Source organism: Rhizobium sp. CF080 (genome assembly GCF_000282095.2).
Lineage (GTDB): Bacteria > Pseudomonadota > Alphaproteobacteria > Rhizobiales > Rhizobiaceae > Neorhizobium.
Genome location: NZ_AKKC02000008.1, coordinates 505,566 through 529,185, shown reverse-complemented (window position 1 = coordinate 529,185; position 23,620 = coordinate 505,566). Strand labels below are relative to the sequence as shown.

Annotated in this window: 18 protein-coding genes; 7 read left to right on the top strand and 11 right to left on the bottom strand. The window is 62.3% G+C overall.

The annotated features are described in order from the left end of the window. Positions 1-18: 18 nt before the first annotated feature. From treZ to PMI07_RS19540, 5 genes are all read right to left on the bottom strand, one after another. A complete protein-coding gene (gene treZ, locus PMI07_RS19560; RefSeq protein WP_007751450.1) occupies positions 19-1,878 on the bottom strand; it encodes a malto-oligosyltrehalose trehalohydrolase in 1,860 nt (619 codons plus the stop codon). Positions 1,879-2,009: 131 nt separating this feature from the next. Beyond that, a complete protein-coding gene (locus PMI07_RS19555; protein WP_007751454.1) occupies positions 2,010-3,116 on the bottom strand; it encodes an ABC transporter ATP-binding protein in 1,107 nt (368 codons plus the stop codon). Between the two features lie 6 nt (positions 3,117-3,122). Continuing rightward, entirely contained in the window at positions 3,123-4,004 is an 882-nt protein-coding gene (locus PMI07_RS19550; protein ID WP_007751459.1) for a carbohydrate ABC transporter permease, read from the bottom strand. Then, positions 4,001-4,927, bottom strand: a complete 927-nt coding sequence (locus PMI07_RS19545; protein WP_007751463.1) for a sugar ABC transporter permease — start codon at positions 4,925-4,927, stop codon at positions 4,001-4,003. The genes PMI07_RS19550 and PMI07_RS19545 overlap by 4 nt, the downstream gene beginning before the upstream one ends. A 111-nt stretch (positions 4,928-5,038) precedes the next feature. After that, positions 5,039-6,289: an ABC transporter substrate-binding protein gene (locus PMI07_RS19540; RefSeq protein WP_197032547.1), complete on the bottom strand. Its 1,251-nt coding sequence runs from the start codon at positions 6,287-6,289 to the stop codon at positions 5,039-5,041. A 266-nt stretch (positions 6,290-6,555) separates the two neighbouring features. Between PMI07_RS19540 and PMI07_RS19535 the strand changes: the two genes are divergently transcribed. Then, a complete protein-coding gene (locus PMI07_RS19535; protein WP_007751468.1) occupies positions 6,556-7,608 on the top strand; it encodes a LacI family transcriptional regulator in 1,053 nt (350 codons plus the stop codon). A 90-nt stretch (positions 7,609-7,698) separates the two neighbouring features. Here PMI07_RS19535 and PMI07_RS19530 read toward each other — a convergent pair whose 3' ends face one another. The 5 genes from PMI07_RS19530 to PMI07_RS19510 form a co-directional block, all read right to left on the bottom strand. Beyond that, the gene (locus tag PMI07_RS19530) at positions 7,699-9,204 is read right to left on the bottom strand and encodes a tripartite tricarboxylate transporter permease (RefSeq protein WP_007751471.1); all 1,506 of its coding nucleotides are present in this window, start codon (positions 9,202-9,204) and stop codon (positions 7,699-7,701) included. A 10-nt stretch (positions 9,205-9,214) separates the two neighbouring features. Next, entirely contained in the window at positions 9,215-9,676 is a 462-nt protein-coding gene (locus PMI07_RS19525) for a tripartite tricarboxylate transporter TctB family protein (RefSeq protein WP_007751473.1), read from the bottom strand. A 183-nt stretch (positions 9,677-9,859) separates the two neighbouring features. Then, complete coding sequence (locus PMI07_RS19520; protein WP_007751475.1) at positions 9,860-10,843, bottom strand: tripartite tricarboxylate transporter substrate-binding protein; 984 nt, start codon at positions 10,841-10,843, stop codon at positions 9,860-9,862. Positions 10,844-11,052: 209 nt separating this feature from the next. Beyond that, positions 11,053-12,423, bottom strand: coding sequence for a sigma-54 dependent transcriptional regulator (locus PMI07_RS19515; protein ID WP_007751478.1), 1,371 nt, complete (start codon positions 12,421-12,423; stop codon positions 11,053-11,055). Beyond that, entirely contained in the window at positions 12,420-14,228 is a 1,809-nt protein-coding gene (locus PMI07_RS19510; RefSeq protein WP_280949778.1) for a sensor histidine kinase, read from the bottom strand. Before PMI07_RS19510 ends, PMI07_RS19515 begins: the two co-directional genes overlap by 4 nt. A 254-nt stretch (positions 14,229-14,482) precedes the next feature. Between PMI07_RS19510 and PMI07_RS19505 the strand changes: the two genes are divergently transcribed. The 4 genes from PMI07_RS19505 (at position 14,483) to PMI07_RS19490 (ending at position 20,141) form a co-directional block, all read left to right on the top strand. Further along, a complete protein-coding gene (locus tag PMI07_RS19505) occupies positions 14,483-14,959 on the top strand; it encodes a DUF4126 family protein (protein ID WP_024163953.1) in 477 nt (158 codons plus the stop codon). Further along, a complete protein-coding gene (locus tag PMI07_RS19500) occupies positions 14,956-16,329 on the top strand; it encodes an FAD-containing oxidoreductase (RefSeq protein WP_007769002.1) in 1,374 nt (457 codons plus the stop codon). The genes PMI07_RS19505 and PMI07_RS19500 overlap by 4 nt, the downstream gene beginning before the upstream one ends. A 105-nt stretch (positions 16,330-16,434) precedes the next feature. Continuing rightward, positions 16,435-18,393: an asparagine synthase (glutamine-hydrolyzing) gene (gene asnB / locus PMI07_RS19495; protein ID WP_007769004.1), complete on the top strand. Its 1,959-nt coding sequence runs from the start codon at positions 16,435-16,437 to the stop codon at positions 18,391-18,393. 335 nt (positions 18,394-18,728) lie between these two features. Beyond that, positions 18,729-20,141, top strand: coding sequence for a GumC family protein (locus tag PMI07_RS19490; RefSeq protein ID WP_007761203.1), 1,413 nt, complete (start codon positions 18,729-18,731; stop codon positions 20,139-20,141). Between the two features lie 6 nt (positions 20,142-20,147). On the opposite strand, the gene PMI07_RS19485 is transcribed toward PMI07_RS19490, so the two are convergent. Next, positions 20,148-21,245 carry a glycoside hydrolase family 5 protein gene (locus PMI07_RS19485; protein WP_007761207.1) on the bottom strand — a complete coding sequence of 366 codons (1,098 nt, stop codon included), beginning with the start codon at positions 21,243-21,245 and terminating at the stop codon, positions 20,148-20,150. Positions 21,246-21,527: 282 nt separating this feature from the next. On the opposite strand from PMI07_RS19485, the gene PMI07_RS19480 reads away from it, so the two are divergent. Next, positions 21,528-22,835, top strand: coding sequence for an O-antigen ligase (locus PMI07_RS19480; RefSeq protein ID WP_037087657.1), 1,308 nt, complete (start codon positions 21,528-21,530; stop codon positions 22,833-22,835). Further along, complete coding sequence (locus tag PMI07_RS19475; protein WP_007761212.1) at positions 22,816-23,613, top strand: WecB/TagA/CpsF family glycosyltransferase; 798 nt, start codon at positions 22,816-22,818, stop codon at positions 23,611-23,613. Before PMI07_RS19480 ends, PMI07_RS19475 begins: the two co-directional genes overlap by 20 nt. The last annotated feature ends 7 nt before the right edge of the window (positions 23,614-23,620 follow it).

Here is a 23,620-nt window from a genome sequence, read left to right as displayed (position 1 = left end):
TCGCAGGAATGCGGGAGCTCAGAGAGGGGATACGGCCATGAGCATGGAGAGGCCGGGAAGAGTTTCGCCGGCAGCGATTTTTGCCGGTTCGACGTGGATGACGACTCCGGAAACGGGCGGGATCGGCCTCTCCTCTTTTGAGAGATTGGCCCGGAGCTTCAGCCGGCGGTTCGCCAGCCGCCAGTCGATGGCGATCACGCCGTCTTCGGTATCGAGCATCTTGCCCGAAGAAGGAGGAATCGCCCGAAGCCCGGGCACGACATGTTCTCGACGCTTTGCGATCAGCATGCGCAGGCGGTTGCGACGCGCCTGGCCTTCGGGCTCCCTAGCTTGGTTCCAACGCAGCTTAGAGCGTTCGAAGGTTTCAACCGCATTCGGATCGGCAATATCCTCCGGTTTCGCAACACTCTCAGGGATGCCACCGAAATTCGCAGCCTCGTTGATGCGGTTATCCCAGACGGCCTTGGCAAGCTCACCTTGGTAATCGCTGAAGAAGCGGAAATCCCGGGTCTCGCCGTAATCCTCGCCCATGAACAGGAGCGGAACCTGCGGGGACAGGATCAAGATTGCCGTCATCACCCGCAACATCTGCGGATCGGCGAGCGAGATCAGCCGCTCGCCGAACGCCCGATTGCCGACCTGGTCGTGGTTCTGCAGGAAGTTGATGAAGGCAATGGGCGACAGGTGACCGCTCGGCTCGCCGCGCACCTCGTCGTTCGGCGATGTTTCGCCCTGATAGATGAAACCCTCCGCGAGGCCACGGCCAAGCTTGCGTACCGGATCGTTCGCAAAGATGCCGACATACCCGGCGGTCTCGCCGGTTGCGATCACGTGCGCGGCATGGTGGATGTCGTGGTTCCAGTCCGCTTCGTAGAGCAACGCATTGCCGCAGCGGTCGCGCTCCAGGTAGTGGGCGATATTCCGGTGATCCTCCATCACGAGATGCCTGCGCCGGCCCGTCACCTCGCGCTGAACCCGCTTTGCCAGTTCCCACAGGACGTGCATCTGCGAGGCGTCGTCGTTGATCTGGTCGACCGCATCCAGCCGCAGACCATCGAGGTTGAATTCCTCCAGCCAATAGAGCGCATTCTCGATGAAGAACTGCCGCACCGGGCGCTGGCTGAAATCAATCGCAGGTCCCCAGGGCGTCGCACGATCGGGATCGAAAAAGGCCGGCACATAGGGCTCGAACAGGGTGCCGCGCGGGCCGAAGTGGTTGTAGACGACGTCGAGCATGACCGAGAGACCGTGCCGGTGCGCGGCGTCGACGAAAGCCTTCATGTCGTCCGGTTCGCCATAGGCGTGGTGCGGCGCATAGGGCAGCACACCGTCATAACCCCAGCCGCGTGCGCCCGGAAACTGGTTGACCGGCATGACCTGCAGCATCGTCACGCCAAGCGAGGCGATCTCCCGCAGCCGCTCGGCGGCGGCGCGAAACGTGCCTTCTTCGGTAAAGGTACCGATATGGATCTCGTACAGAACCGCCTCTTCCCACGCATGACCTTGCCAGTCGGGCCGTTCCCACCGGTAGGAGGCCGGATCGATGATCAGCGAAGGGCCGTCGACGCCGCCATCCTGGGCGCGCGAAGCCGGGTCCGCCATTGCGACACCATCGGGCATGACGAATTGATAGGGCGTGCCCTGCGCGATTCCGTCCGTGGTCAGCGTGAACCAGCCCTCGCCCGCCGGCAGCATCTCCCGGTTACGGCCGGCGATCTGCACCCGCAGGCGCTCCAGATCCGGTGCCCAGATTCGGAAAAGCACTTCGCCGTCACCCAGATATTCCGCCCCCCAGGACTTGGGAAAGATGCGGCGGGACTGGCGGGCGGAACCTCCGTCCCGCGAATCGAATGGCGTGAAATCTCGCGTCAGCGACATGACATCTCCTTGGCTGCAATTGTTCCAAGGGAATACAAGTCCGCGGGGAAAAGTTCCCCGCGGAACGATAACGCCTTGTTATCGCTTACCTAAAATAAGGCAGCAGGCCAGGAGGTCAGGCGCCCGACCACTCAGTCGATGCGGCTGGTCGTCTGCGGATCGAAGACCACGGCCTTGTCGAGATTGAAGGAGAAGGGGAATTTCTGGCCGAGCGCGACATGCACGTCGGAGCGGGTGCGGGCGGTGAAAGTCGCGCCGTCCAGCCTGCCGGTGACGAAGGTGTCGGAACCGGTCGGCTCGATCATTGTGACTTCGGCCTCGATATGGGCAGTGGCGCGTGCCTGCGGATCGACGAGACCGGCATCGGTGATCGTCTCCGGGCGCAGGCCGAGAATGACGTCCTTGCCGTCTGCAAGGGTCGTGGTGACCGATGGCGGCATAGCGACCGTCAGACCGTCGTTGCCGAACAGGGCGATGCTTTGCCCCGCTCCCGACGAGACCACCTTGCCTTTCAGCATGTTCATCGCCGGCGAGCCCATGAAATCCGCGACGAAGAGGTTGGCCGGGCGGCCGTAGATTTCCGCCGGAGTGCCGACCTGCTGCACCATGCCCTCCTTGAGCACGACGATCTTGGTCGCGAGCGTCATTGCCTCGATCTGGTCGTGGGTGACGTAGACGATCGTGGCATGGGTATTCTGGTGCAGCGCCTTGATTTCCGCACGCACCTCGACGCGCAGCTTGGCGTCGAGATTGGACAGCGGCTCGTCGAACAGGAAGACGCGCGGCTGGCGCACCAGCGCGCGGCCCATGGCGACACGCTGGCGCTGGCCGCCGGAAAGCTGGCTCGGACGGCGCTTCAGGAGATGCTCGATCTGCAGGGTCTTGGCGACCTGCTTGACCGCCGCCTCGCGCTGCGCCTTCTCGACGCCGCGCATTTCGAGCGCGAAGGCGATGTTCTCTTCCACCGTCATGTTCGGATAGAGCGCATAGGACTGGAAGACCATGGCGATATCGCGCTTCGACGGATGCAGATCGTTGACCACCTGGCCGTCGATGACGATATCGCCCGACGACGGCGGCAGCAGGCCGGCAATCGCATTGAGCAGGGTCGACTTGCCGCAGCCAGACGGGCCGACGAGAACCAGAAAGCCACCCTTTTCGAGCTCGATATTGATGCCCTTCAGGATCTCGTTATTGCCGATCTTCTTGCGAATATCCTTGATTTCAAGAAAGCTCATGTGCGGTTATCCCTTGACTGCGCCGGCCATCAGGCCACGCACGAAATAGCGTCCGGCGACGACATAGACGAACAGCGTCGGAAGCGCTGCGAACACCGCAGCCGCCATATCGACATTGTATTCCTTGACGCCGGTGGAGGAGGCAACGAGGTTGTTCAGCGCGACCGTCATCGGCGAGGATGTGCCGGACGAAAAGGACACGCCGAACAGGAAGTCATTCCAGATATTGGTGAACTGGTAGATGATCGTCACCACGATGATCGGCCCGGAACTCGGCAGCAGGATGCGCCAGAAGATCCGGAAGAAACCCGCGCCGTCGATCATCGCGGCCTTCACGAGTTCGTCCGGAAACGCCTCGTAATAGTTGCGGAAGAACAGCGTCGTAAAGCCGAGACCGTAGATCACGTGGACCAGGACGAGGCCGGTGGTGGAGTTCGACAGGCCGAACGTGCCGAGCACCCGCGCCATCGGGATAAGCACCGCCTGGAACGGGATGAAGCAGGCAAACAGCATCATGCCGAACACAAGCTTGTGGCCCGGGAAGCGCCACTTGGTGAGCACGTAACCGTTGAGCGCACCGAGCAGGGTGGAGATCAGAACCGCCGGAACCACCATCTTGATGGAGTTCCAGAAATAGCCCTTGATGCCGACGCAGCTGACCCCGATGCAGGCCTCACCCCAGGCGCGGACCCAGGCGGCGATCGACGGATCACGCGGCGGCGCCAGCATGTCACCGCCGCGGATTTCGTCGAGCGATTTCAGGGACGTCGACAGCATCACGTAGAGCGGCAGGAGGTAGACCAGCGCCAGAATGATCAGCGCGGCATAGATGAAATAACGGCCGGTACGGGCTCCGCCGGCGCTGACGGTTTCTTGTGTCGCGCTCATTGCTTTCTCTCCCGCAGTTCCGAATAGAGATAGGGCACGATGATCGCGGTAATGCCCATCAGCATCATCACGGCGCTCGCCGATCCGACATTCATCTGGTTACGGGTGAACGTGTAGGAATACATGAAGGTGGACGGCAGCTCGGTCGCATTGCCCGGTCCGCCGCCGGTCAGCGCGATGACCAGGTCGTAGGACTTGATCGCCATATGCGCGAGCACGATGAAGGCGGAGAGGAAGACGGGACGCAGGAGCGGGATGATGATCCGGCGATAGATCGAGACACTCGATGCGCCGTCGATCTGCGCCGCCTTGATGATCTCGCCGTCGATGCCGCGAAGACCGGCAAGGAACATCGCCATGACGAAGCCGGACGCCTGCCAGACCCCGGCAATGACGACGGTGTAGATCGCCATCTTGGGGTTGACCAGCCAGTCGAACTTGAAGCTCGTCCAGCCAAGATTGTGCATGGTGTTCTCAAGCCCGAGGCCAGGATTGAGGAACCATTTCCAGGCGGTGCCGGTCACGACGAAGGACAGCGCCATCGGATAGAGGAAGATCGGACGCAGCACGCCTTCGGCACGGATACGCTGATCCATCAGGATGGCGATGGCAAGGCCGAGCGCGATGCAGATGCCGATGTAGAGAACGCCGAAGATCGCCAGGTTCTGCATTGCCACATACCAGTTCGGCTGCGACCAGAGGCGGTAATAGGCGTCGAACCCGCCCCATTTATAGACCGGCAGGATGCGCGAGGTGGTAAAGGAAAGGTAGACCGTCCAGAGAATGAAACCGTAGACGAACAGCAGGATCACCGCGAACGACGGCGCCAGCACGATCTTCGGCAGCGCGTTCCTCAGCCCGTCAGCAAACGAGCGGCCCTGTCTTTGCGGCACCACGACGGGAACCGGTTCGATTGTCGTCATCATGACCTCCGGCAGACACCAGATAAGAAGAATTACCGGCAAGCCGGAATTTGAAAAGTGGCCGGGGGTTGTCCCCGGCCACTCGCATGTCAGAATTGTGCGATCAGGCGATCACTTGGCAGCCTTCACCGCTTCCGGCAGTCGCTTCAGCGCTGCTTCGGTGGTGAGCTGGCCGTTGAGATGCTGGGTGATGACGTCCAGCATGGCTTCCTTGATGGCAGCCGGCTGAGCGTAACCATGAGCGAGCGAGCCCATCAGCGTACCCTTGGAAGACGCTTCGGCAAGGTCCGCCATGCCCTTCTTGCCGCAATCGTCGAACTTTTCGTTCGAAACGTCGGTACGGGCAGGAACCGACCCCTTGACCGTATTGAAGGCGATCTGGAAGGCCGGATCTTCGACGGCGGACGCCATCTTGAGCTGGGCCTTTTCAGCGTCCCCACCAACGTCGAACATCATGAACTGGTCTGCATTGAACAGGACCGAGCCCTGCGTGCCGGGGAAGCGGATGCAGACGAAATCGGTGCCCGGCTTCTTGTTGGCGCGCAGCCATTCACCCTTGGACCAGTCGCCCATTTCCTGGGCGCCGGCCTTGCCTTCGATGACGAGAGCGGTCGACAGGTTCCATTCGCGGCCCGAGAAGTTCGGGTCGAAATAGGTGCGCAGCTTCGACATCGTGTCGAAGACCTTCTTCATCGTGTCGCCGGACAAAGCGGCCGGGTCGAGGTCGAGAACGGCCTTCTTGTAGAAGTCCGGACCGCCGGTCGAAAGCACGACGGCTTCCCACAGCGTGCCGTCCTGCCACGGAACGCCACCATGAGCGAGAGCGGTGAGGCCCTGGCCCTTGAAGGCGTCAAGCATGGTGATGAGTTCGGCAAGATTGGTCGGGGCCTTGCCGCCGGCCTTGTCGAGAGCGGCCTTGTTGATCCACAGCCAGTTGGTGGAGTGGATGTTCACCGGAGCAGCGATCCAGTGGCCGTCAAATTTCGAGAAGTTCTGGAGAGCAGCCGGGATGACCTTGTCCCAGCCTTCCTTCTTGGCGAGGTCGTCGAGGTTCGCGGCGACGCCCATCTGGGCCCAGTCGCGAAGGTCGAAGCCGAGCAGCTGGACAGCGGTCGGCGGATCGCCGGCCGTGACGCGGGCGCGCAGCGCGGTCATCGCAGCAGAGCCTGCACCACCGGCAACCGGCATGTCTTTCCAGGCAACGCCCTGCTTCTGGAGGTTTTCCTTCAGCACGTTGAGTGCGGCAGCTTCGCCGCCCGAAGTCCACCAGTGCAGGACTTCGACCTGTTCTGCGGCCTTGGCGGCCCCAGCAGTCATGGCAATAAGTGCCGCACCAGCGGCGAGTTTGGCAATCATTCGAATCTTCATTGAGAATCTCCCTTTGCATCCGGGCTCCTCTCCGGATATGGCGATTTATAACGATATAATTGCGGTCGGTGTCAACCCGGCCAAAGGAGTTTTTTACATCATCATCGATTCAGCTAACACCATGGAAAAACTTGTAAAATTAGCAGTTGGCAAAATTTTCCTCAGGAATCGAGAAAAATTCCTGGCGACTTCCGGAAAATTTGTAACGATATAGGTGAGGCTCGCTCCGGTTTCGGAGCGGGAACGGAGGAGAAGAGGATATGTCGCTGGAAGACCTGGGGGGCAAGGGTCGGCGGGCGAAGACGGAGCGGGTAACCGGAAAATCCGGCGCTGATGCGAAGCCGACCCTGAAAACGATCGCCGAACTGACCGGCCTTGCCGTCACGACCGTATCGCGGGCGCTTGCGGACGCACCCCAGATCGCGCTCGATACCCGCCAGCGCGTCCGCCAGGTCGCGGCCGATATCGGCTATCTGCCTGACCGCGCGGCACAGCGCCTGCGCACCGGTCGCACCAATGTGATCAGCCTGGTCCTTGATCCCCACGAGGAAATCCTCGGTTATGCCACCTCGATGATCAACGGCCTCACCGAGGCCCTGCGCGGCACGGCCTATCACCTCGTCATCACACCCCATTTTTCCGATACGCCGCAGATCGAACCGGTGCGCCACATCATGCGAAACCGCATGGCCGACGGCATCGTCTTCACCCGCACGGAGCCAATGGACGAGCGCGTCAAACTGCTGATGGAAAACAATTTTCCGTTCATCTGTCACGGCCGCACCGAGCTTGCCACGGCTCACCCCTATGTCGACTACGACAATTACGGTTTCGCCTATCAGGCCGCAAAAAAGCTGATCGCCGCCGGCGCAAGCAAGCTCCTGATCATCCTGCCGCCGGAGCGCTTCACCTTCGCCCACCACCTGCGGCACGGCTTCATGACGGCGGTGCGCGAGGAAGGCGTCGGCTTCGAGATCGCAAAGGGCGTGACGCTCGACAGCAAGTCCGACGACATTCGCGACTATCTCTTCCGCCGCATGGGCGAGCCGGACCGGCCGGACGGCTATATCTGCGGCGGCGAGGTATCGGCGCTCGCGGTCATGGCATCCGCCTACGACCATAAGCTTGAGCTGGACAAGGATGTCAGGCTGGTGGCGAAACAGACCTCGGGCCTGTTCGACCAGATCCGCCCCCGCGCCGAGACGATCTACGAAGACCTGACTGAAGCCGGCTTGCTGATGGGAAAGCTGCTGCTGAAGCGGATCGGCGGCCCTGTCCCCATCCAGGAATTGCAGGTGCTCCAGACGGTTTGAATGCCCGGAGCACCGTCCGCACGACCCGTCAGGAAGTCATGCGAAGGTTCAGCGCCGCACGGTCCTCCGCGCGGCGCTGTCCGCAGCTTCTCAATCCTCTTCCTGGAATACGACCTCACGCTTTGCCTTGACGCTCGGCAAGAAGACGATGACGAGGACGAGGGCCGCGAGGAAGAGAAGGGCTGCGCTGATGGGACGCGTGACGAACGTCGTCGGATCGCCGCGCGAAAGGATCATCGCCCGTCGGAGATTCTCTTCCAGCAGCGGCCCGAGCACGAAGCCGAGCAGCAGCGGCGCCGGTTCGCAGCGAAGCTTGAGCAGCGCGTAGCCGATGAGGCCGAAGAAGGCGACGGCATAGAGATCGTAGACGTTCGAGTTGACGCTGTAGACCCCGATCGAGCAGAAAGCCATGATGATCGGGAACAGCACGTAGTAGGGGATGGTCAGCAGCTTCACCCACAGCCCGATGAGGGGCAGGTTGAGGATGACGAGCATCAGGTTGCCGATCCACATCGAGGCGATGATGCCCCAGAACAGCGCGGGCTGTTCGGTCGCGACATTCGGACCGGGCACGATGCCCTGGATGATCATCGCGCCGACCATCAGCGCCATCACCGGGTTCGCCGGAATGCCGAGGGTGAGCAGCGGGATGAACGAGGTCTGCGCGCCGGCATTGTTGGCCGATTCCGGACCGGCGACGCCGGCGACAGCGCCATGCCCGAATTCTTCCGGATGTTTCGAAACCTTCTTTTCGACCGTGTAGGAGGCAAATGCCGCAAGGATGGCGCCGCCGCCCGGCAGGATGCCGAGGATCGAGCCGATGGCCGTGCCGCGGATGACCGGTCCGACCATCGCCCTGAAATCCTCTCGGCTCGGCATAAGATCGCTGACCTTGGCCATCAGCACCGTGCGGGTCTTTTCGCTTTCGAGATTGCGCAGGATTTCCGCGATGCCGAAGACGCCGACTGCGACCGCCACGAAGTTCAACCCGTCCGCATATTCACGGATGCCAAGGGTGAAACGCGGCGTGCCGGTATAGATGTCGGTGCCGACGAGGCCGAGCAGCAGGCCGAGCGACACCATGGCGAGCGCCTTGATGATCGAGCCATGGGCGAGCGCGATCGACGAGACGAGGCCGACCACCATCAGCGAGAAATATTCCGCCGCGCCGAACTTGAGCGCGATCTGGGTGAGCGGCGGCGCAAAGATTGCCACCAGGAAGGTCGAGACCGTGCCGGCGAAGAAGGAACCGATCGCGGCGATCGCGAGCGCCGCCCCCGCCTTGCCCTTGCGTGCCATCTGGTACCCGTCGATGGCGGTAACGGCAGACGAGGATTCGCCGGGCATGTTGATCAGGATCGCCGTGGTCGAACCGCCGTATTGCGCACCGTAATAGATGCCGGCGAGCATGATCAGCGACGAGACAGGCTCGAGCTGGAAGGTGATCGGCAGAAGCATGGCGATCGTCGCCGTGGCGCCGATGCCCGGCAGCACGCCGATCAATGTGCCGAGCAGCACGCCGATCAGGCAGAAGAACAGGTTTTCGAAGGACGACGCGGTCGCGAAACCGAGCGCGAGATTATTGAACAGATCCATCACTCAACCCTCAATAACCGAGCCAGGGCCCGAAACGACGGAACGGAAGGCCGAGGCCATAACTGAAGACGGCGACCGAGAAGATCGTCAGCGCTGCCGACAGGACGAGTGCCGTCAGCGGCTTCATGCGACCGGAGGCGAAAGAGGCGATCAGCGCGGTGACGAAGATCGACGGCACGAAGCCGAGGCCGCGCACGGTGAGGCCGAAGAAGATCGGCGCCGGCAGGATGAAGAACATGCCGCGCCAGGCGAGCGCTCCGACCGGCGTTCCCTCCACCCGCATCGCCTGGACGAGGATGATCGCGCCGAACAGGATGAGCGCGCAGGCAAGAATGAACGGGAAATAACCGGGCCCCATGCGCAGCGCCGTACCGAGTTCGAGTTCGAACGACTGGTAGGCGAAGTACAGGCCTGTCGCGATCAGCAGCAGCCCGCAGATCAGATTGACGGTGTCGAATTTCAGGGAATTCATGGTGTCTCCGTGAATTGGGAGATGCTTTGCCGCCAACTCCCCTCTCCCCCCTTGCGAGGGAGATGTCACCGGAGGTGACAGAGGGGGGTGGTGCGACTAATTTAACGGGAGTGTGGTGAAACACCCCCTCTGCCCTGCCGGGCATCTCCCCCGCAAGGGGGGAGATCGGCCAGACGCACCAACTTAGTCCGCGTACTGGCCGGCGGCCTGGATGACCGGCTTCCAGCGGGTGATTTCGCTCTCGAGCTTGGCCTTCAGCGCCGCCGGGGTGACGTCGTTGTCCGGCGACGGCTCGGTGCCGAGTTCGGCGAAGCGGGCGGAGACGTTCGGGTTCTTCAAGGCCGACTTGAGGGCCTTGTTGAGCTTGTCGATCGCCTCCTTCGGGGCACCCTTCGGCGTGTAGAGACCGTGCCAGATACCGACTTCCATCTGCGGCAAGCCCGCTTCCTTGACGGTCGGGATGTCCTTCAGGACGTTGAGGCGTGCCGGCGAGGTGACCGCATAGGCCTTAACCGTGCCGCCCTGGATCTGCTTCGTGGTGTTGGTGGTCTGGTCGCACATGATGTCGACCTGGCCGCCGAGAAGATCGGTCATTGCCGGACCGGTGCCCTTGTAGGGAACGGTGACCAGCGAGGTCTGGATCGAGCTCATGAACAGCATGCCGCACAGATGCGAGGCAGCGCCGATGCCGGCATTGGCGACGGTCACCTTGTCCTTGTTGGCCTTGGCATATTCGACGAGACCCTTGAGGTCGGTCGCCGGCATGTCCTTGCGCGCGAGAAGCGTCATCGGAACATCGGTGACGAGACCGACATAGTCGAAGGCGTTCAGCGTGTCATAGGGCAGCTTGCGGTAGAGCGAGGCGCTGGTCGCCATGCCGATATGGTGCAGGAGAACGGTGTAGCCGTCCGCTTCCGCGTTCGCCACGCGGGCAGCCCCGAGAGTGCCGCCGGCACCGCCGACGTTTTCGACGATGACCTGCTGGCCGAGATCCTTCGACATGGATTCGGCGACGAGACGCGCGACCGTGTCAGTCGGGCCGCCGGCCGCAAACGGCACGATCATGGTGATCTGGCGTTCAGGATAACCGGCAGCGTTGACGGAAGCGGAGAAAAGGGAAAGCGCCGCAAGAGCGGTTGCGCCGATAACGGCGTTCAGGATTTTCATCGGGGCTCCTCCAGGATGAAATATGGACCAGCGAGCGCACAAATTTCCTCCGGCGCCAACCTGAGGACCATTTGCGGCAAGGCGCCGAGCGCGCGCAATCGTTGCGGAAGTCTTAAAACATCATTTCGGTAAATATCGCGCCGCAGCATGGGTGGATTCGGAAACAATCCGCAAAAAGCATGGGTGGATTTCCACACATGCGGCCCCAATCAGCCATCCCTGTCATCCTGCAGCATATGCTCCGGACCAAGCAGTTTCTTGTCGAGCCCGTATTTCTGCATCTTCTCATAGAGTGTCTTGCGGGAGATGCCGAGAGATTCGTAGACCGGTCGGAGCGCGCCCCCATGCGCGGCGATCTCGCCGGCAATGAGGTTTCGCTCGAAGGCCGCCACCTTGTCGGCGAGCCGCCCTGCCCCATCCTTTGCAGCGCCGGTTTCGCCGGGCTTCGGGTCGAGGCCGAGCACCAGCCGGTCGGCGGCATTGCGGAGCTCCCGGACATTGCCCGGCCAGTCACGCTGGGCAATCGCCGAAATCACGTCGGCCGGCACGTCCAGATCTTCGCGGCCGTAGCGTGCCGCGGCCTCCCGTACCAGCTGGAGAAAGAGAAGCGGAATATCCGGCCGCCGTTGCGCCAGCGAGGGCACATGGATGGTCGCGACGTTGAGACGATAGAAGAGGTCGGCGCGGAACCGGCCGGCCGCCATTTCCGCCTCGAGATCCACCTTGCTAGTGGCGATGAAACGCACGTCGAGCGGCACGGTTTCGTTGGAGCCGAGCCGGGTAATCACCCGCTCCTGCAGCACGCGCAGGAATTTTGCCTGCAGGTCGACCGGCATCGAGCCGATCTCGTCGAGCAGGATCGTGCCGCCGCGGCCATGTTCGAATTTGCCGTAACGGGGTCTCAGCGCTCCGGGAAAGGCGCCGGCCTCATGGCCGAACAGCTCGCTCTCGATCAGGTTTTCGGGAAGGGCCGCGCAATTGATCGCAATGAAAGGCCTGTTGGCGCGCGAACTGATGTCGTGGAGGGCTCGCGCCACCACTTCCTTGCCGGCGCCGGTTTCGCCGATGATCAGCGTATCGGCATCCGCGGCCCCGATGGCGCGGATACGGTAGCGGAGATCCACCATCACCTGGGTGCGGCCGGGAAGCCGGGCCTCGACATCGTCGCGCTTGCCCGCGACAGCCCTCAGCCGGCGGTTTTCCAGCACCAGGCTGCGCCGGTCGAGCCCGCGGCGGATGATGCCGGCAAGGTGCTGTGGCGTGAACGGTTTTTCGAGGAAGTCATAGGCGCCCTCCCGCATGGCCTTGACTGCAAGCTGCACGTCGCCATGGCCGGTGACCAGGATGACCGGGATTTCCGCATCGAGCTCGCGGATCTTCTGGAGCAGCGTCATTCCGTCGGTGCCCGGCATGCGGATATCGCTGACAACGACGCCATCGAAGCCGAAACCGGTCAGTTCCAGCACATGGTCGGCGTTGAAAAAGGTCTGGACCGACAGGCCGAAAAGCTCCAGCGCCTGCGCCGTCGAACGGCGCAGCTCCTCCTCGTCGTCGACCAGCAGAACCCTTTGCTCACTCACTCGGCCGCCTCCAGAAGATTGCCGTCGGCAACGTCGAGTTCGATCAGGAAGACCGCGCCGCCTTCCGGGTGATCGGCGACGCTCAAGCTGCCGCCGAAATCCTTGATGATATTGTAGGAGATCGACAGGCCCAGGCCCAGGCCCTTGCCGACACCCTTGGTCGTGAAGAACGGATCGAAGATGCGCTCATGGATGGCGGCCGCGACGCCCGGTCCGCGATCGCGCACCGAGACCAGGACCTTGCCATCCGCTTGGCTGGCCGAGACGGTAATGCGCCGGTCATCGAGGCCCTCGACCGCATCGGCCGCATTGGTGATGATGTTGACCAACACCTGCTGAAGCCGCACGGCACCCGCCTTGACCGCGGGAATGGCGGGATCGATGTCGATGTCGAGCTCTGCATCCGCAGTCTTCAGGCGCGCGGCGACGATTTCCAGCGTGTCGCGCATCACGTCGTCCAGGGCGACGGCCCCGAGCTTCTCGTTCGGCTTGCGGGCGAAGTTGCGCAGGTGCTTGCTGATCGAGGCCATGCGGTCGATCAGCGCCGAAATCCGCCGGACATTGTCGCGCGCGTCTTCGGTCCGGCCGATGTCGATCAGCACCGCGGCCGTTTCGGCGTAAGTCTTGGCGGCGGCAAGCGGCTGGTTGAGTTCGTGCGACAGGGCCGCCGACATCTGGCCAAGGCCGGCGAGCTTGCCGGCCTGAATGAGGTCGGCCTGGGTCTGGCGCAGCCGCTGCTCGGTGAGCCGCCGTTCGGCAATCTCCTCCTCGATGCGGCTGTTGACGCGGGCGAGATCGGCCGTGCGTTCGGCAACGCGGCGTTCGAGCTCGTTGCGCGCTTCGGCCTGCAGCATCAGGCGTTCATTGAGCCGAGCACGGCGTTGCAGGATGATCGCGAGCCCCAGACCCACAAGGCAAAGCGTCAGAAGCGCTGCAACCGTCGCGGTCTTTGCCTGGGTATGGACCGAGCCGGTATCCATCAGCACGTTGACGGTCCAGCCGGCATCCGGCATCGGTTGCGATACGACGAGATATTCCTTCTCGGACCCGCCATCCTGGATGACCATGACGTCGCGACCGGCAAAGCTGCCGCGCTTGACCGGCAGTTCGCGAAGCTTGGCGTCCGCATACCGCCGCGACGCCTCGGTTCGGGCGATCCGGTCGGGCGTCAGCGGCAAGATGCTCGCATAAAGCCATTCCGGGCTCCCGGTCATGAAGATGATGCCTTCTGGGTCCGACACGAAGATCCGGTCGTCGCCACCACCCCAGGAGGCTTCGAGGGTGTCGATATCCACCTTGAAGACGATCACGCCGCGGATGGTGCCGGCAATCTCGATCGGCGAGCCGAAATAGTAGCCGCGCTTCGAAGACGTCGTGCCGAGCGCATAGAAGCGCGACTGGTTACCTTTCGCGGCATCCTGGAAATAGGGCCGATAGGTAAAGTTCTCGCCGACGAAGCTGACGGGGCTATCGTAATTGCTGGCGGCGATCGTCTCGCCATCCATGGTCATCACATAGATGTCGGAGGATTTCAGAAGCTCGTTGATCTCCTTGAGATAGGCGTTCGTCGTCGCCCGCAGCGTCTCGTTCTTCGGATCGAGGATCAGCGCCTCGATGTTCTGCTGGTCGGCGATGAGAGCCGGCAGCGCCTCGTAACGCTTCAGATGGCCGTCCAACGCCGACACCGCCAGTCGCAGCGTCGTGCCGGCCTGGATCTCGGCCTCGTCGATATAACCGCGCGCGGCGATATCGCTGCCCTTGAAGACCAGCGCAAGGCCGATCGCCGCAAGTGCTGCCAGGGGCAAAAGAAAGCGATATCTCAACGGGCCGACCTCTTCCCATCTTTCTGCAGGTTTCCGACAGATCGGCTCATTCTAACCGCTGGGCCGCGGAATTCCACCAGCGCTGCCGCAGGAATCGTCAAGCCGGAGGAGTGATCTGCAAGAAAAGGCGAGCATCCGGTCGTTATACAAGTTTTACTTGACCCGACGTTTTCCGCGGAACAGTCTTGCGGCTTGGGGTCAAGTTAACGCCGCAAACGGCATCAAGGGGGAATTCAATGGTTTACGTACTCGCATTGCTGATCGGTATCGTCGCGGGCCTTCGTGCCATGACGGCACCTGCCGCCATCGCCTGGGCCGCCTATCTCGGCTGGCTCAACCTCTCCGGGTCCTGGCTCGCCTTCATGGGCACGATCTGGGCCGTCGGCATCTTCACCATCCTCGCCGTCGTCGAACTGGTCACCGACCAGCTTCCCTCGACGCCGAGCCGCAAGGTGCCGCAGCAGTTCGGCGCCCGCCTGATCATGGGCGCGCTCACGGGTGCAGCGATCGGCACGCCCTATGGCGGCTGGATCGTCGGCCTGATTGCCGGCATCATCGGCGCTGCAATCGGCACCTATGGCGGCGCTGCCGTCCGCGGCAAGCTGGCCGCCAGCTTCGGCAAGGATCCGCCGGCCGCCTTCATCGAAGACGCTGTCGCGATCGTCGCGGCCTACCTCATCATCGCGTCCCTGCCTATCGCGGCTGCGGTATGAAAACCTTCGACGCCATCATCATAGGGGCCGGCCAGGCCGGCCCCTCACTCGCCAGCCGCTTCAACGACGCCGGCAAGACCGTTGCGATCATCGAGCGCAAACATGTCGGCGGCACCTGCGTCAATACCGGCTGCAAACCGACCAAGACGCTCGTCGCCAGCGCCTATGCCGCCCAGGTCGCCCGCCGCGGCAGCGATTATGGCGTGGTTCTCGACAGCCCGGTGAAGATCGACATGCCGGCCGTCATGCGCCGTTCGCACAAGGTGACGCTCGACTCGCGCCAGGGCAACGAGAGCTGGCTCGAGGGCATGCCGAACTGCACGCTGATCCGCGGCCATGCCCGGTTCGAGGATAAGAACACGATCCGCGTCGGCGACGAGCTTTTGACCGCGCCGCAGATCTTCCTCAATGTCGGCGGCCGTGCCGCGATCCCGGATTTCCCCGGCGTCAGCGACGTGCCCTACATGACCAACAGCGATATCGTCATGCTCGACCGGGTGCCGAAGCATCTGGTCATCGTCGGCGGCAGCTATATCGGGCTGGAATTCGCCCAGATCTACCGCCGCTTCGGCGCAGAAGTCACCGTCGTCGAAAAAGGCCCGCGCCTTGTCGGCCGCGAGGACGAAGAGATTTCACAGGCGATCCGCGAAATCCTCGAAGCCGAAGGCATCCATGTCCGCACCGGCGCCGAGTGCATCCGCTTCCGCAGCCATGAGGACGGCGTCGCCGTCGGCGTCGACTGCACCGAGGGCGCACCGGAAGTGATCGGCTCCGACGTGCTGCTCGCCGTCGGCCGCCGCCCGAACACCGACGATCTTGGCCTCGACAAGGCCGGCGTCGAGCTGGATGCGCGTGGCTATATCAAGGTCGGCGACGACCTCTCGACCAATGTCGACGGCATCTGGGCGATGGGCGACTGCAACGGCCGGGGCGCCTTTACCCACACCGCCTATAACGACTTCGAGATCATCGCCGCCAACCTCTTCGACGGCGAGAACCGCAAGGTCTCCGACCGGCTGATCGGCTACGCGCTTTATATCGACCCACCACTCGGCCGTGTCGGCATGACTGAGGCAGAAGCCCGCAAATCCGGCCGCAAGGTGCTGGTCGGCCGTCAGGCCATGGCGAGGGTCGGCCGCGCAGTCGAAAAGGGCGAGACGCAGGGCCTCATGAAATTCGTGGCGGATGCGGACACGCACGAGATCCTCGGCGCCGCTATCCTCGGCACCGGCGGTGACGAATCGATCCACGGCGTGCTCGACCTGATGAATGCCCGCGCCACCTACGACACGCTGCGCTGGGCGGTGCCGATCCATCCGACGGTCTCGGAATTCTGGCCGACGGTGGTGCTTGGCATGAAACCGATCTGAGCCTCTTTTGGACACGATTACAATTTTATCGATCCTCTAAGCGGGCCAGCAAGCATTTCCGTCTATGACCGGGGGCATCAGTGTCCCTGTTCATGATGGAAACAGATGTGCGGTTTTGCGGGCTTCGTCGGTGAGGCATTCGGCTCCGGAAATCCGGAGGCCCTGCTCTCTTCCATGGCACAGGCGATCGCCCATCGCGGGCCGGACGGGAAAGGCATTCTCGCCGCTCCCGGGCTGGGCCTTGCGCATGTGCGGCTGTCGATCGTCGGGCTTTCCGACGGCCAGCAGCCGATGACCGACGCCGAGGGCCGCTTCACCATCGTCTTCAACGGCGAGATCTTCAATTATGTCGAACTGCGCGACGAACTGAAGGCGCGCGGCATTGCCTTCCGCACCGGCAGCGATACGGAAGTCCTGCTGCAGCTCTACGCGGCCTATGGCGAAGCCTGCCTCTCCCGCCTCAACGGCGACTATGCCTTCGCGATCTGGGATCACCGCGAGCGCCGGCTGATGCTTGCCCGCGACCGGATGGGTGTGCGGCCACTCTTTTATACCGAGCACAAGGGCTCGCTCTATTTCGCCTCGGAGATCAAGGCGCTGCTGGAAGTGCCGGGCATCGAGGCCGAACTCGATCCGCTGGCCCTCGACCAGATTTTCACCCTCTGGGCGCCCATCCCGCCGCGCACAACCTTCAAGGGCATTTTCGAGCTCGAACCCGGCCACCTGATGATCGCCAAAAACGGCCGGACTGAAACCCGGCCCTATTGGGTGCTCGATTTTCCGGATGCGGGCGATCATGCCGAGGTCGACCAGTCCGCCAGGGAAGAGGAATTGCGGGCACTGCTGACGGACGCGACGCGGCTGCGCATGCGCGCCGACGTGCCGGTGGGCGCCTATCTCTCCGGCGGGCTCGACTCCTCGCTGATCACGGCGCTCGCAGCACCGATGGCTCCGAATGGCCTCAACACGTTCTCGGTCACCTTCGACGATGCCGAACACGATGAAAGCGCCTTCCAGCGACAGGTCGCAGAAGCGCTCGGCACCCACCACCGCGCCGTCGCCAGCGGTTCGACCGATATCGCCGCAAGTTTCCCGGATGTGATCCGCTTTACCGAACGGCCGGTTCTGCGCACCGCGCCTGCGCCGCTTTACCGCCTCTCGGGCCTTGTCCGCGACGCCGGCATGAAGGTGGTGCTGACCGGCGAAGGTGCCGACGAGGTATTCGCCGGCTACGACATTTTTCGCGAGGCACAGGTGCGCCGTTTCTGCGCCCGCCAGCCGGAATCGAAGATGCGGCCGCATCTTTTCCGCAAGCTCTATCCCTATCTGCCCGGGCTGAAGCAGCAGTCGGCCGAATATCTCGCCGCCTTCTTCGGCGCCGGCAACGATGTGGCGAACGATCCGCTGTTCTCCCACCGCCCGCGCTTCCGCTCGACCGCGGCCGCCAAGATCTTCTATTCCGACGATCTGCGCGGGACACTCGGCGGCTATGATGCGGCCGAGGAACTCGCCTCCCGCCTGCCGGCAAATTTCGGCCGCTGGCATCCGCTGCATCAGGCGCAATATCTCGAAAGCCGTTTCCTGCTGCCCGGTTACATCCTGTCGAGCCAGGGCGACCGGATGGCCATGGCGCATGGGATCGAAGGCCGGTTCCCGTTCCTCGACCACCGGCTGGTCGAATTCGCCAGTCGGCTCGCTCCCGGCATGAAGCTCAAGGGCCTCGACGAAAAACACATCCTGCGCCGGGTCGCCAAGGACGTGCTTCCCGATATCATCGCCAAGCGACCGAAACAGCCCTATCGCGCGCCGGACAGCCGCTCTTTCGCCGGCAATAACGAACAGGCCTATGTCGGCGAGATGCTGGGTGAACAGGCAATCTCCGCCTCCGGCCTCTTCAATCCGAGGGCCGTCGCCAAACTCCATCAGAAATGCCTTACGCAGCCGGTCTCCGGGTTCCGAGACAACGCGGCCTTCGTCGGCATATTGTCCACCCAGCTCTGGCTGAAGGGGTTTTCCCGATCTACCGCAGACGAGGCGCATACCATTCGCAAAGTTTCTTATTAGCCTTTGAAAATCTTCAATTAACCTAAAATTCACGACAATTCGTCATGATCGCCAGAGTGTGTCCAATTGTAGGTTCTTTCGCTGTGGCGGAAGGGCGGAGGTAGTCCATGTACGAGCCGAAGGAGCCACATAATCGGCGGTCGGCATCGGCCCGGGCTTTGCGCTATAACAGCGAATACCAGAGCTCCCTCCTGGACCACCCCATCCTCGAAGAAGAACCTGAAGAACAGCCACCGGCGCGCGCTCGGCCTCGTCCTTCTTCGGCACCTGACTATCGATCCCGTTCGGACTATCATCGTGAGCCACCCGCCTACGAACGGGAAGATGACGACCGGATGAGATATGAGGACATTCCGTTTGAAAAACGGATCGAAGCACAGCTTCAAAGCCTGACGGATATCCATTTCACCGATATCATCCGCTGGCTGCGCAAGGGCTTTCTGCGGATCATCGCCGCCGCGATCCTCGGCGCCGTGCTCGCGCTGCTTTACGCCGCCATTGCCTCGCCGCGCTATACGGTCAGCACCGAGATCATCATCGATCCGTCGAACCTGAACCTCGTTTCCGACGACGTCTTCTCCGCCAACCCGCAGCGCGATTCCCAGCTTCTGGAAGTCGAGAGCAAGTTGCGGGTCCTGACGTCGCGCAACGTGCTGACCAAGGTCATCAACGATCTCAACCTGACCCAGGACCCGGAATTCAACCGCCCGGGTAGGCTTGACGGCCTGCGTAGCCTGATCTCGTCGCCGTCCGCACCCGAGGACAAGCAGCTGAGCGTGCTGCGCCAGCTCGAAAAGCAGATTTCCGCGACCCGCGACGACGGCTCGTTTGTCGTCGTCCTGTCCGTCTGGACGGGCGACGCCGAGAAGTCGATCAAACTGTCGAACGCGATCGTGTCCGCCTTTGAAGGCGAATTGTTCAAATCCTCGTCGGATAGCGCCGGCCAGCTTGCGATCGGCCTCAACAGCCGGCTCGACGAACTGCGCCGTTCCGTGACGGAAGCAGAGGAAAAGGTCGAACAGTTCAAGCGCCAGAACGGCCTGCAATCGACCGCCGGCGAGCTCACCAGTACCCGCATTTCCGGCGCTCTCGATACGCAGGTCCTCGACGCCCAGCAGCGGCTGATTCAGGCCGATACCCGTTACAAGCAGCTGCAGTCGGCCTATGCCGACAGGCGGGTTGCGAATTCGGCTGTGTTCGACTCCGCTACCATGATCACCCTGCGCGCCAGCTATAGCGCTCTGCAGCAGCAGATCAGCTCGATGACGCTGGTCTATGGCAACCGCCATCCGCGCCTGGTCGCGCTGCAGTCGGAACTGGCATCCGTCGATCGTGCGATCTCCGAGGAAGCCGCCCGTCTCCTTCAGTCCGCGAAGACCGACGTCGATCAGGCAAACAGTGCCCTGCAGGAGCTGCGCCGCAAGTCCGACGCCTCGCGCTCGACCGTGTTTACCGAAAACGACGCCCAAGTGCGCCTGCGCGAACTGGAGCGGGATGCCCGCTCCAAGGCGGCCGTTTATGAAACCTATCTGTCGCGGACGCACCAGATCAGCGAGCGCCAGCAGATCGATACCAGCAATGTCCGCGTGATCTCGCCGCCCATGCCGCCGCAGTCGAAGAGCTGGCCGCCAAGCTCTATCCTGCTGATGATCGGCGGCGCTTTTGCCGGCGCTATTTTCGGCGTGCTGATGGCCCTCACATTCGGCCTGTTCGGCCATATGCGCGAAGCCGGCCGAGAGCTCGCGTGAACCTTCCTACTTCTTCGGAACCAGCGCCTCATGCAATTCCGGCAGCCATGACTTGGTGGCGGGGTCCCAGGGACCGAATTCGTGCGACGCGAAATCCCAATAGGCCCAACTCAGGCCCCGATTCTCGATCTCTTCGCGCATGATCCGCGTGTAGGTCACCCGGTCGGGATAATAGGCGAGCGAGTTGGATCCGAATTCCCCGACGAAGATCGGCCGGTCATTCTTTTTTCCCCATTCAACCGCCATGTCGAGCGGCGTCCTGATCTCGTCAATCTGCGCCTTTTCACAGCAGGACGTTCCGAGCCAAGGCTTGGATCCCTCGATCCAGGAGGCGCCCTGCATCGTGAATTTGAAAGGCGCATAGTTGTGGATGGTGACGATCACCCGGCGGTCTTCGCCAGGGATCGTCAGCTTCTCCAGCCCCCAGGCGGTAGCCCAGTCCACCGGATCGACGATGAGGAAGCGATAGGGATTTGTCTTGCGTATCACCGCAAGCGCCTTGGCGAGCAGATCGTTCCAGACCTCCTCCGTTTTGCCATGCGGTTCGTTGTAGATCTCGAACAGCACCCTGTCATTGGGAAGGCTCTGGTATCGCTGCGCAAGCTGTTCCCAGATCGCCAGAAAGCGCTCCCGGCTCTTCTCCAGCCCGATCGCGACCTCCTCCGCCTCGAGCGGATCGCCATCCATCTCATGGTAGTGGTGGAAATCGATGATGATGTTGAGCTGACGCGACAGCGCGTTATTGATCGCAAAGTCGACGCGCTTCATGAAAGCTTCGTCGAGCTTGTAGGGCGCCGAGATGGCCGCATGGCTGCTGAACCTGACCGGCAGCCGGACGGTCTGGAACCCGCCTTGCCTGACCGCCGCGAACAGCTCGGCGGAAAGCCGCCCTCCCCAGGCCCCTTCGCTCGGCGCCTCCAGCGTCCCCCCGAAATTGACCCCTCGCCCCAACGCCTTGGCCTGGTCGGCCGCAGTCAATCCGACGACTTCAGGCGCGCGGGTTTCCGAAAACGGTTTCACCACGAAATTCTGTGCCTGCGCTCCCATAACTCCGATCGCCATCAGGACGAGAGATCCGGCAAGCCGCGCAAACACCCTCAGCATTCGAAATGCTCCATCATGCCAGAAATCGTGCGTTGCTTTGATTGTCTCATCGAGGCAAGTTCTGGTTCAGCGGAGCGAAGGTCAAGCAAACGGCCGAAGTTTATCCGGTTATGATGAACGCCCGGAATATCCGGCAACCACGTTCTCGTGTTGGCGGCCTGCGAAGCCGGCGTTTAACCGCTCTTCGCTGGCCTCGAGCAGTGGCCGGTTGGGATATGGATGCTGGCGAGATTCGGCGGTTTCTGTTACGATTCGCGCGCAGAAGGACGCGGCGGCGAGTGGATGACGAGAGACACGGACGAAGTTGCGTCTTTTGGAAATTTCGGCACCAAGCTGCTGTTTTGCTGCGTCGGGTGCTTTTACTGGATCACGCTGACGCCCTTCGTCGATACGAGCGTCAACCCGGCCCTGGCAAAGCCGGCTCTCTGGAGCCAGCTTCTTGCCTATATGCTGTTCCTGATCGTGGTCATCTATGCGATGACGCCGCGGGTGCGGAGCGTCATCTTCCGGCCCCGCCTGCTGCTTGCAATCGTATTCGGGTGGCTGTTTCTGACTGCGGCGCTTTCGGTCGATCCGCTCGGTGCCATAAGGCGCGTGTTGATTGCGCTGACCGTCTGCATCAGCGCCAGCGCATTTTTGATGCTGCCGAAGGGCGAAAGCCAGTTCGCAAGACTTGCCGGCGGCGGCATGATACTGATCGTCGGCCTTTGTTATTTCGGCGTGCTCTTTCTCCCGAGGCTCGCCGTCCATCAGCTGACCGATTTTCTCGAGCCCCAGCATGCAGGACTCTGGAAGGGAATTTACGTCCAGAAGAACGAGACGGGCGTCGTCATGGCGCTCTCCTGTTTCGTCGGCATCTACCTGATGTCGGCCTGGTCACGGGTCATCGGCTTGCTCCTGATCGCGGCAAGCTGCCTGTTCCTGTTGAAGACCGGCGCCAAGACCTCGACCGCCATGCTGCCCGGCATCTTCCTCCTCAGCATTTTCTTCGAGCGCTGGCGCTGGATCCGCATCCCCGTCGTCTTCGGCGGCGTTGGCCTGCTCAATCTGGCGACTGTCGGCGTATCGACCATCGCGCCACTGAGAGAGATCGTCGCCGCGACCGGAATCGACACCACCTATACGGCGCGCGCCGATATCTGGCGGCTGGCGCTCGATGCTATTGCGCAGCAACCGATCACCGGTTATGGCTTCGGCTCTTTCTGGGGCGCAGAGAGCCTCGTCAACAGCGATATGCGCACCTTGAATTGGGCCGTGCGCGCGGTGGATGCCCACAATGCCTATGTCGATGCCGCCATGAACGCCGGCATACCGGGATTGATATTGATGGTGATATGGGTCTTGGCTACTCCCCTTAAGAATCTGGCGGCAATCGACGCCGCAAGGAATTTCACGCCGCTCACCAGGCTTTTTTTGAGAATCTGGCTTTTCTCGATATTCCTCGCCTGCCTCGAAAGCATCTTCCTCGCACGGTCGGGACCGATCTGGTTCACGATGATGGTTGCCATGTTCGGCCTTGGCTATCAGGCGCGCTACCGCATCATAGCCTCCAGGAAGGCGGAGCCTGCCTATGGACCAGCGTACGCCTGAAATGTCCGAGCAAGCACCTGCAAAACAACGGCGAACCTCCGTCTTCGGCATCGAGTTCTCCACCTGGGACGCCGGAAGGATCGTCGATGCCATCGTCACCGAACCGGTTCCTGCGGGAGAAGGCCTGCGGCTGCTGGTGACCGCAAATCTCGATCACATCGTCCAGCTGAACAGGAATCCCGCGTTCAAGGCCGCCTATGACAGGGCATGGTTGACCACCGTCGACGGAAGCCCTGTCCTCCTCTATGCGTGGCTCCGCGGGCTTGCCGTCCCGGGCCGCATCACCGGCGCCGACCTCTTTCCTGATATCATCGCGCGCCTGAAGCCGGGTATTCACCGGCCCCTGCTTTTATGCTCGAGCGAAACCACGGCCGCTATCCTGGACGAAAAACTGCGCGCGCTCGGTTTTTCCGAACACGTCATCGTCACGGCACCGCCGGCGTTCGAGCGGAACGAGGTGTTTGGCCGGGAACTGGTGTCCAAGCTTCGGGAAAACCGGGTGACCCATATTTTCTTCGGCATCGGCGCTCCGAAATCCGAGATCTGGATGGACAAGCACCGAGCAGACCTTCCCGATTGCTACGGCTTCGGTTTTGGCGCCGGGCTCGACTTCTATGCCGGCGTCAAATCGCGCGCCCCGGTGTTCCTGCGCAAGGCGGGGCTGGAATTTCTCTGGCGCGTCGCGACCGAACCGCGCCGCCTGGCACGGCGCTATTTCATCACGTCCTGGGCATTCTGCTGGGCCGTGTACAAAGACCTGAAGGCCGACCGGCGCTAGGGCGCCG

What these genes read in the sequence shown, in the direction of transcription:
- PMI07_RS19485 (WP_007761207.1), bottom strand. Translation starts at nt 21,245, where the DNA reads ATGCTGAGGGTGTTTGCGCGGCTTGCCGGATCTCTCGTCCTGATGGCG.
- PMI07_RS19505 (WP_024163953.1), top strand. Translation starts at nt 14,483, where the DNA reads ATGGTTTACGTACTCGCATTGCTGATCGGTATCGTCGCGGGCCTTCGT.
- PMI07_RS19490 (WP_007761203.1), top strand. Translation starts at nt 18,729, where the DNA reads ATGAGATATGAGGACATTCCGTTTGAAAAACGGATCGAAGCACAGCTT.
- PMI07_RS19500 (WP_007769002.1), top strand. Translation starts at nt 14,956, where the DNA reads ATGAAAACCTTCGACGCCATCATCATAGGGGCCGGCCAGGCCGGCCCC.
- PMI07_RS19550 (WP_007751459.1), bottom strand. Translation starts at nt 4,004, where the DNA reads ATGAGCGCGACACAAGAAACCGTCAGCGCCGGCGGAGCCCGTACCGGC.
- asnB (WP_007769004.1), top strand. Translation starts at nt 16,435, where the DNA reads ATGTGCGGTTTTGCGGGCTTCGTCGGTGAGGCATTCGGCTCCGGAAAT.
- PMI07_RS19530 (WP_007751471.1), bottom strand. Translation starts at nt 9,204, where the DNA reads ATGGATCTGTTCAATAATCTCGCGCTCGGTTTCGCGACCGCGTCGTCC.
- PMI07_RS19525 (WP_007751473.1), bottom strand. Translation starts at nt 9,676, where the DNA reads ATGAATTCCCTGAAATTCGACACCGTCAATCTGATCTGCGGGCTGCTG.
- PMI07_RS19480 (WP_037087657.1), top strand. Translation starts at nt 21,528, where the DNA reads ATGACGAGAGACACGGACGAAGTTGCGTCTTTTGGAAATTTCGGCACC.
- PMI07_RS19545 (WP_007751463.1), bottom strand. Translation starts at nt 4,927, where the DNA reads ATGACGACAATCGAACCGGTTCCCGTCGTGGTGCCGCAAAGACAGGGC.
- PMI07_RS19535 (WP_007751468.1), top strand. Translation starts at nt 6,556, where the DNA reads ATGTCGCTGGAAGACCTGGGGGGCAAGGGTCGGCGGGCGAAGACGGAG.
- PMI07_RS19555 (WP_007751454.1), bottom strand. Translation starts at nt 3,116, where the DNA reads ATGAGCTTTCTTGAAATCAAGGATATTCGCAAGAAGATCGGCAATAAC.
- PMI07_RS19475 (WP_007761212.1), top strand. Translation starts at nt 22,816, where the DNA reads ATGGACCAGCGTACGCCTGAAATGTCCGAGCAAGCACCTGCAAAACAA.
- treZ (WP_007751450.1), bottom strand. Translation starts at nt 1,878, where the DNA reads ATGTCGCTGACGCGAGATTTCACGCCATTCGATTCGCGGGACGGAGGT.
- PMI07_RS19520 (WP_007751475.1), bottom strand. Translation starts at nt 10,843, where the DNA reads ATGAAAATCCTGAACGCCGTTATCGGCGCAACCGCTCTTGCGGCGCTT.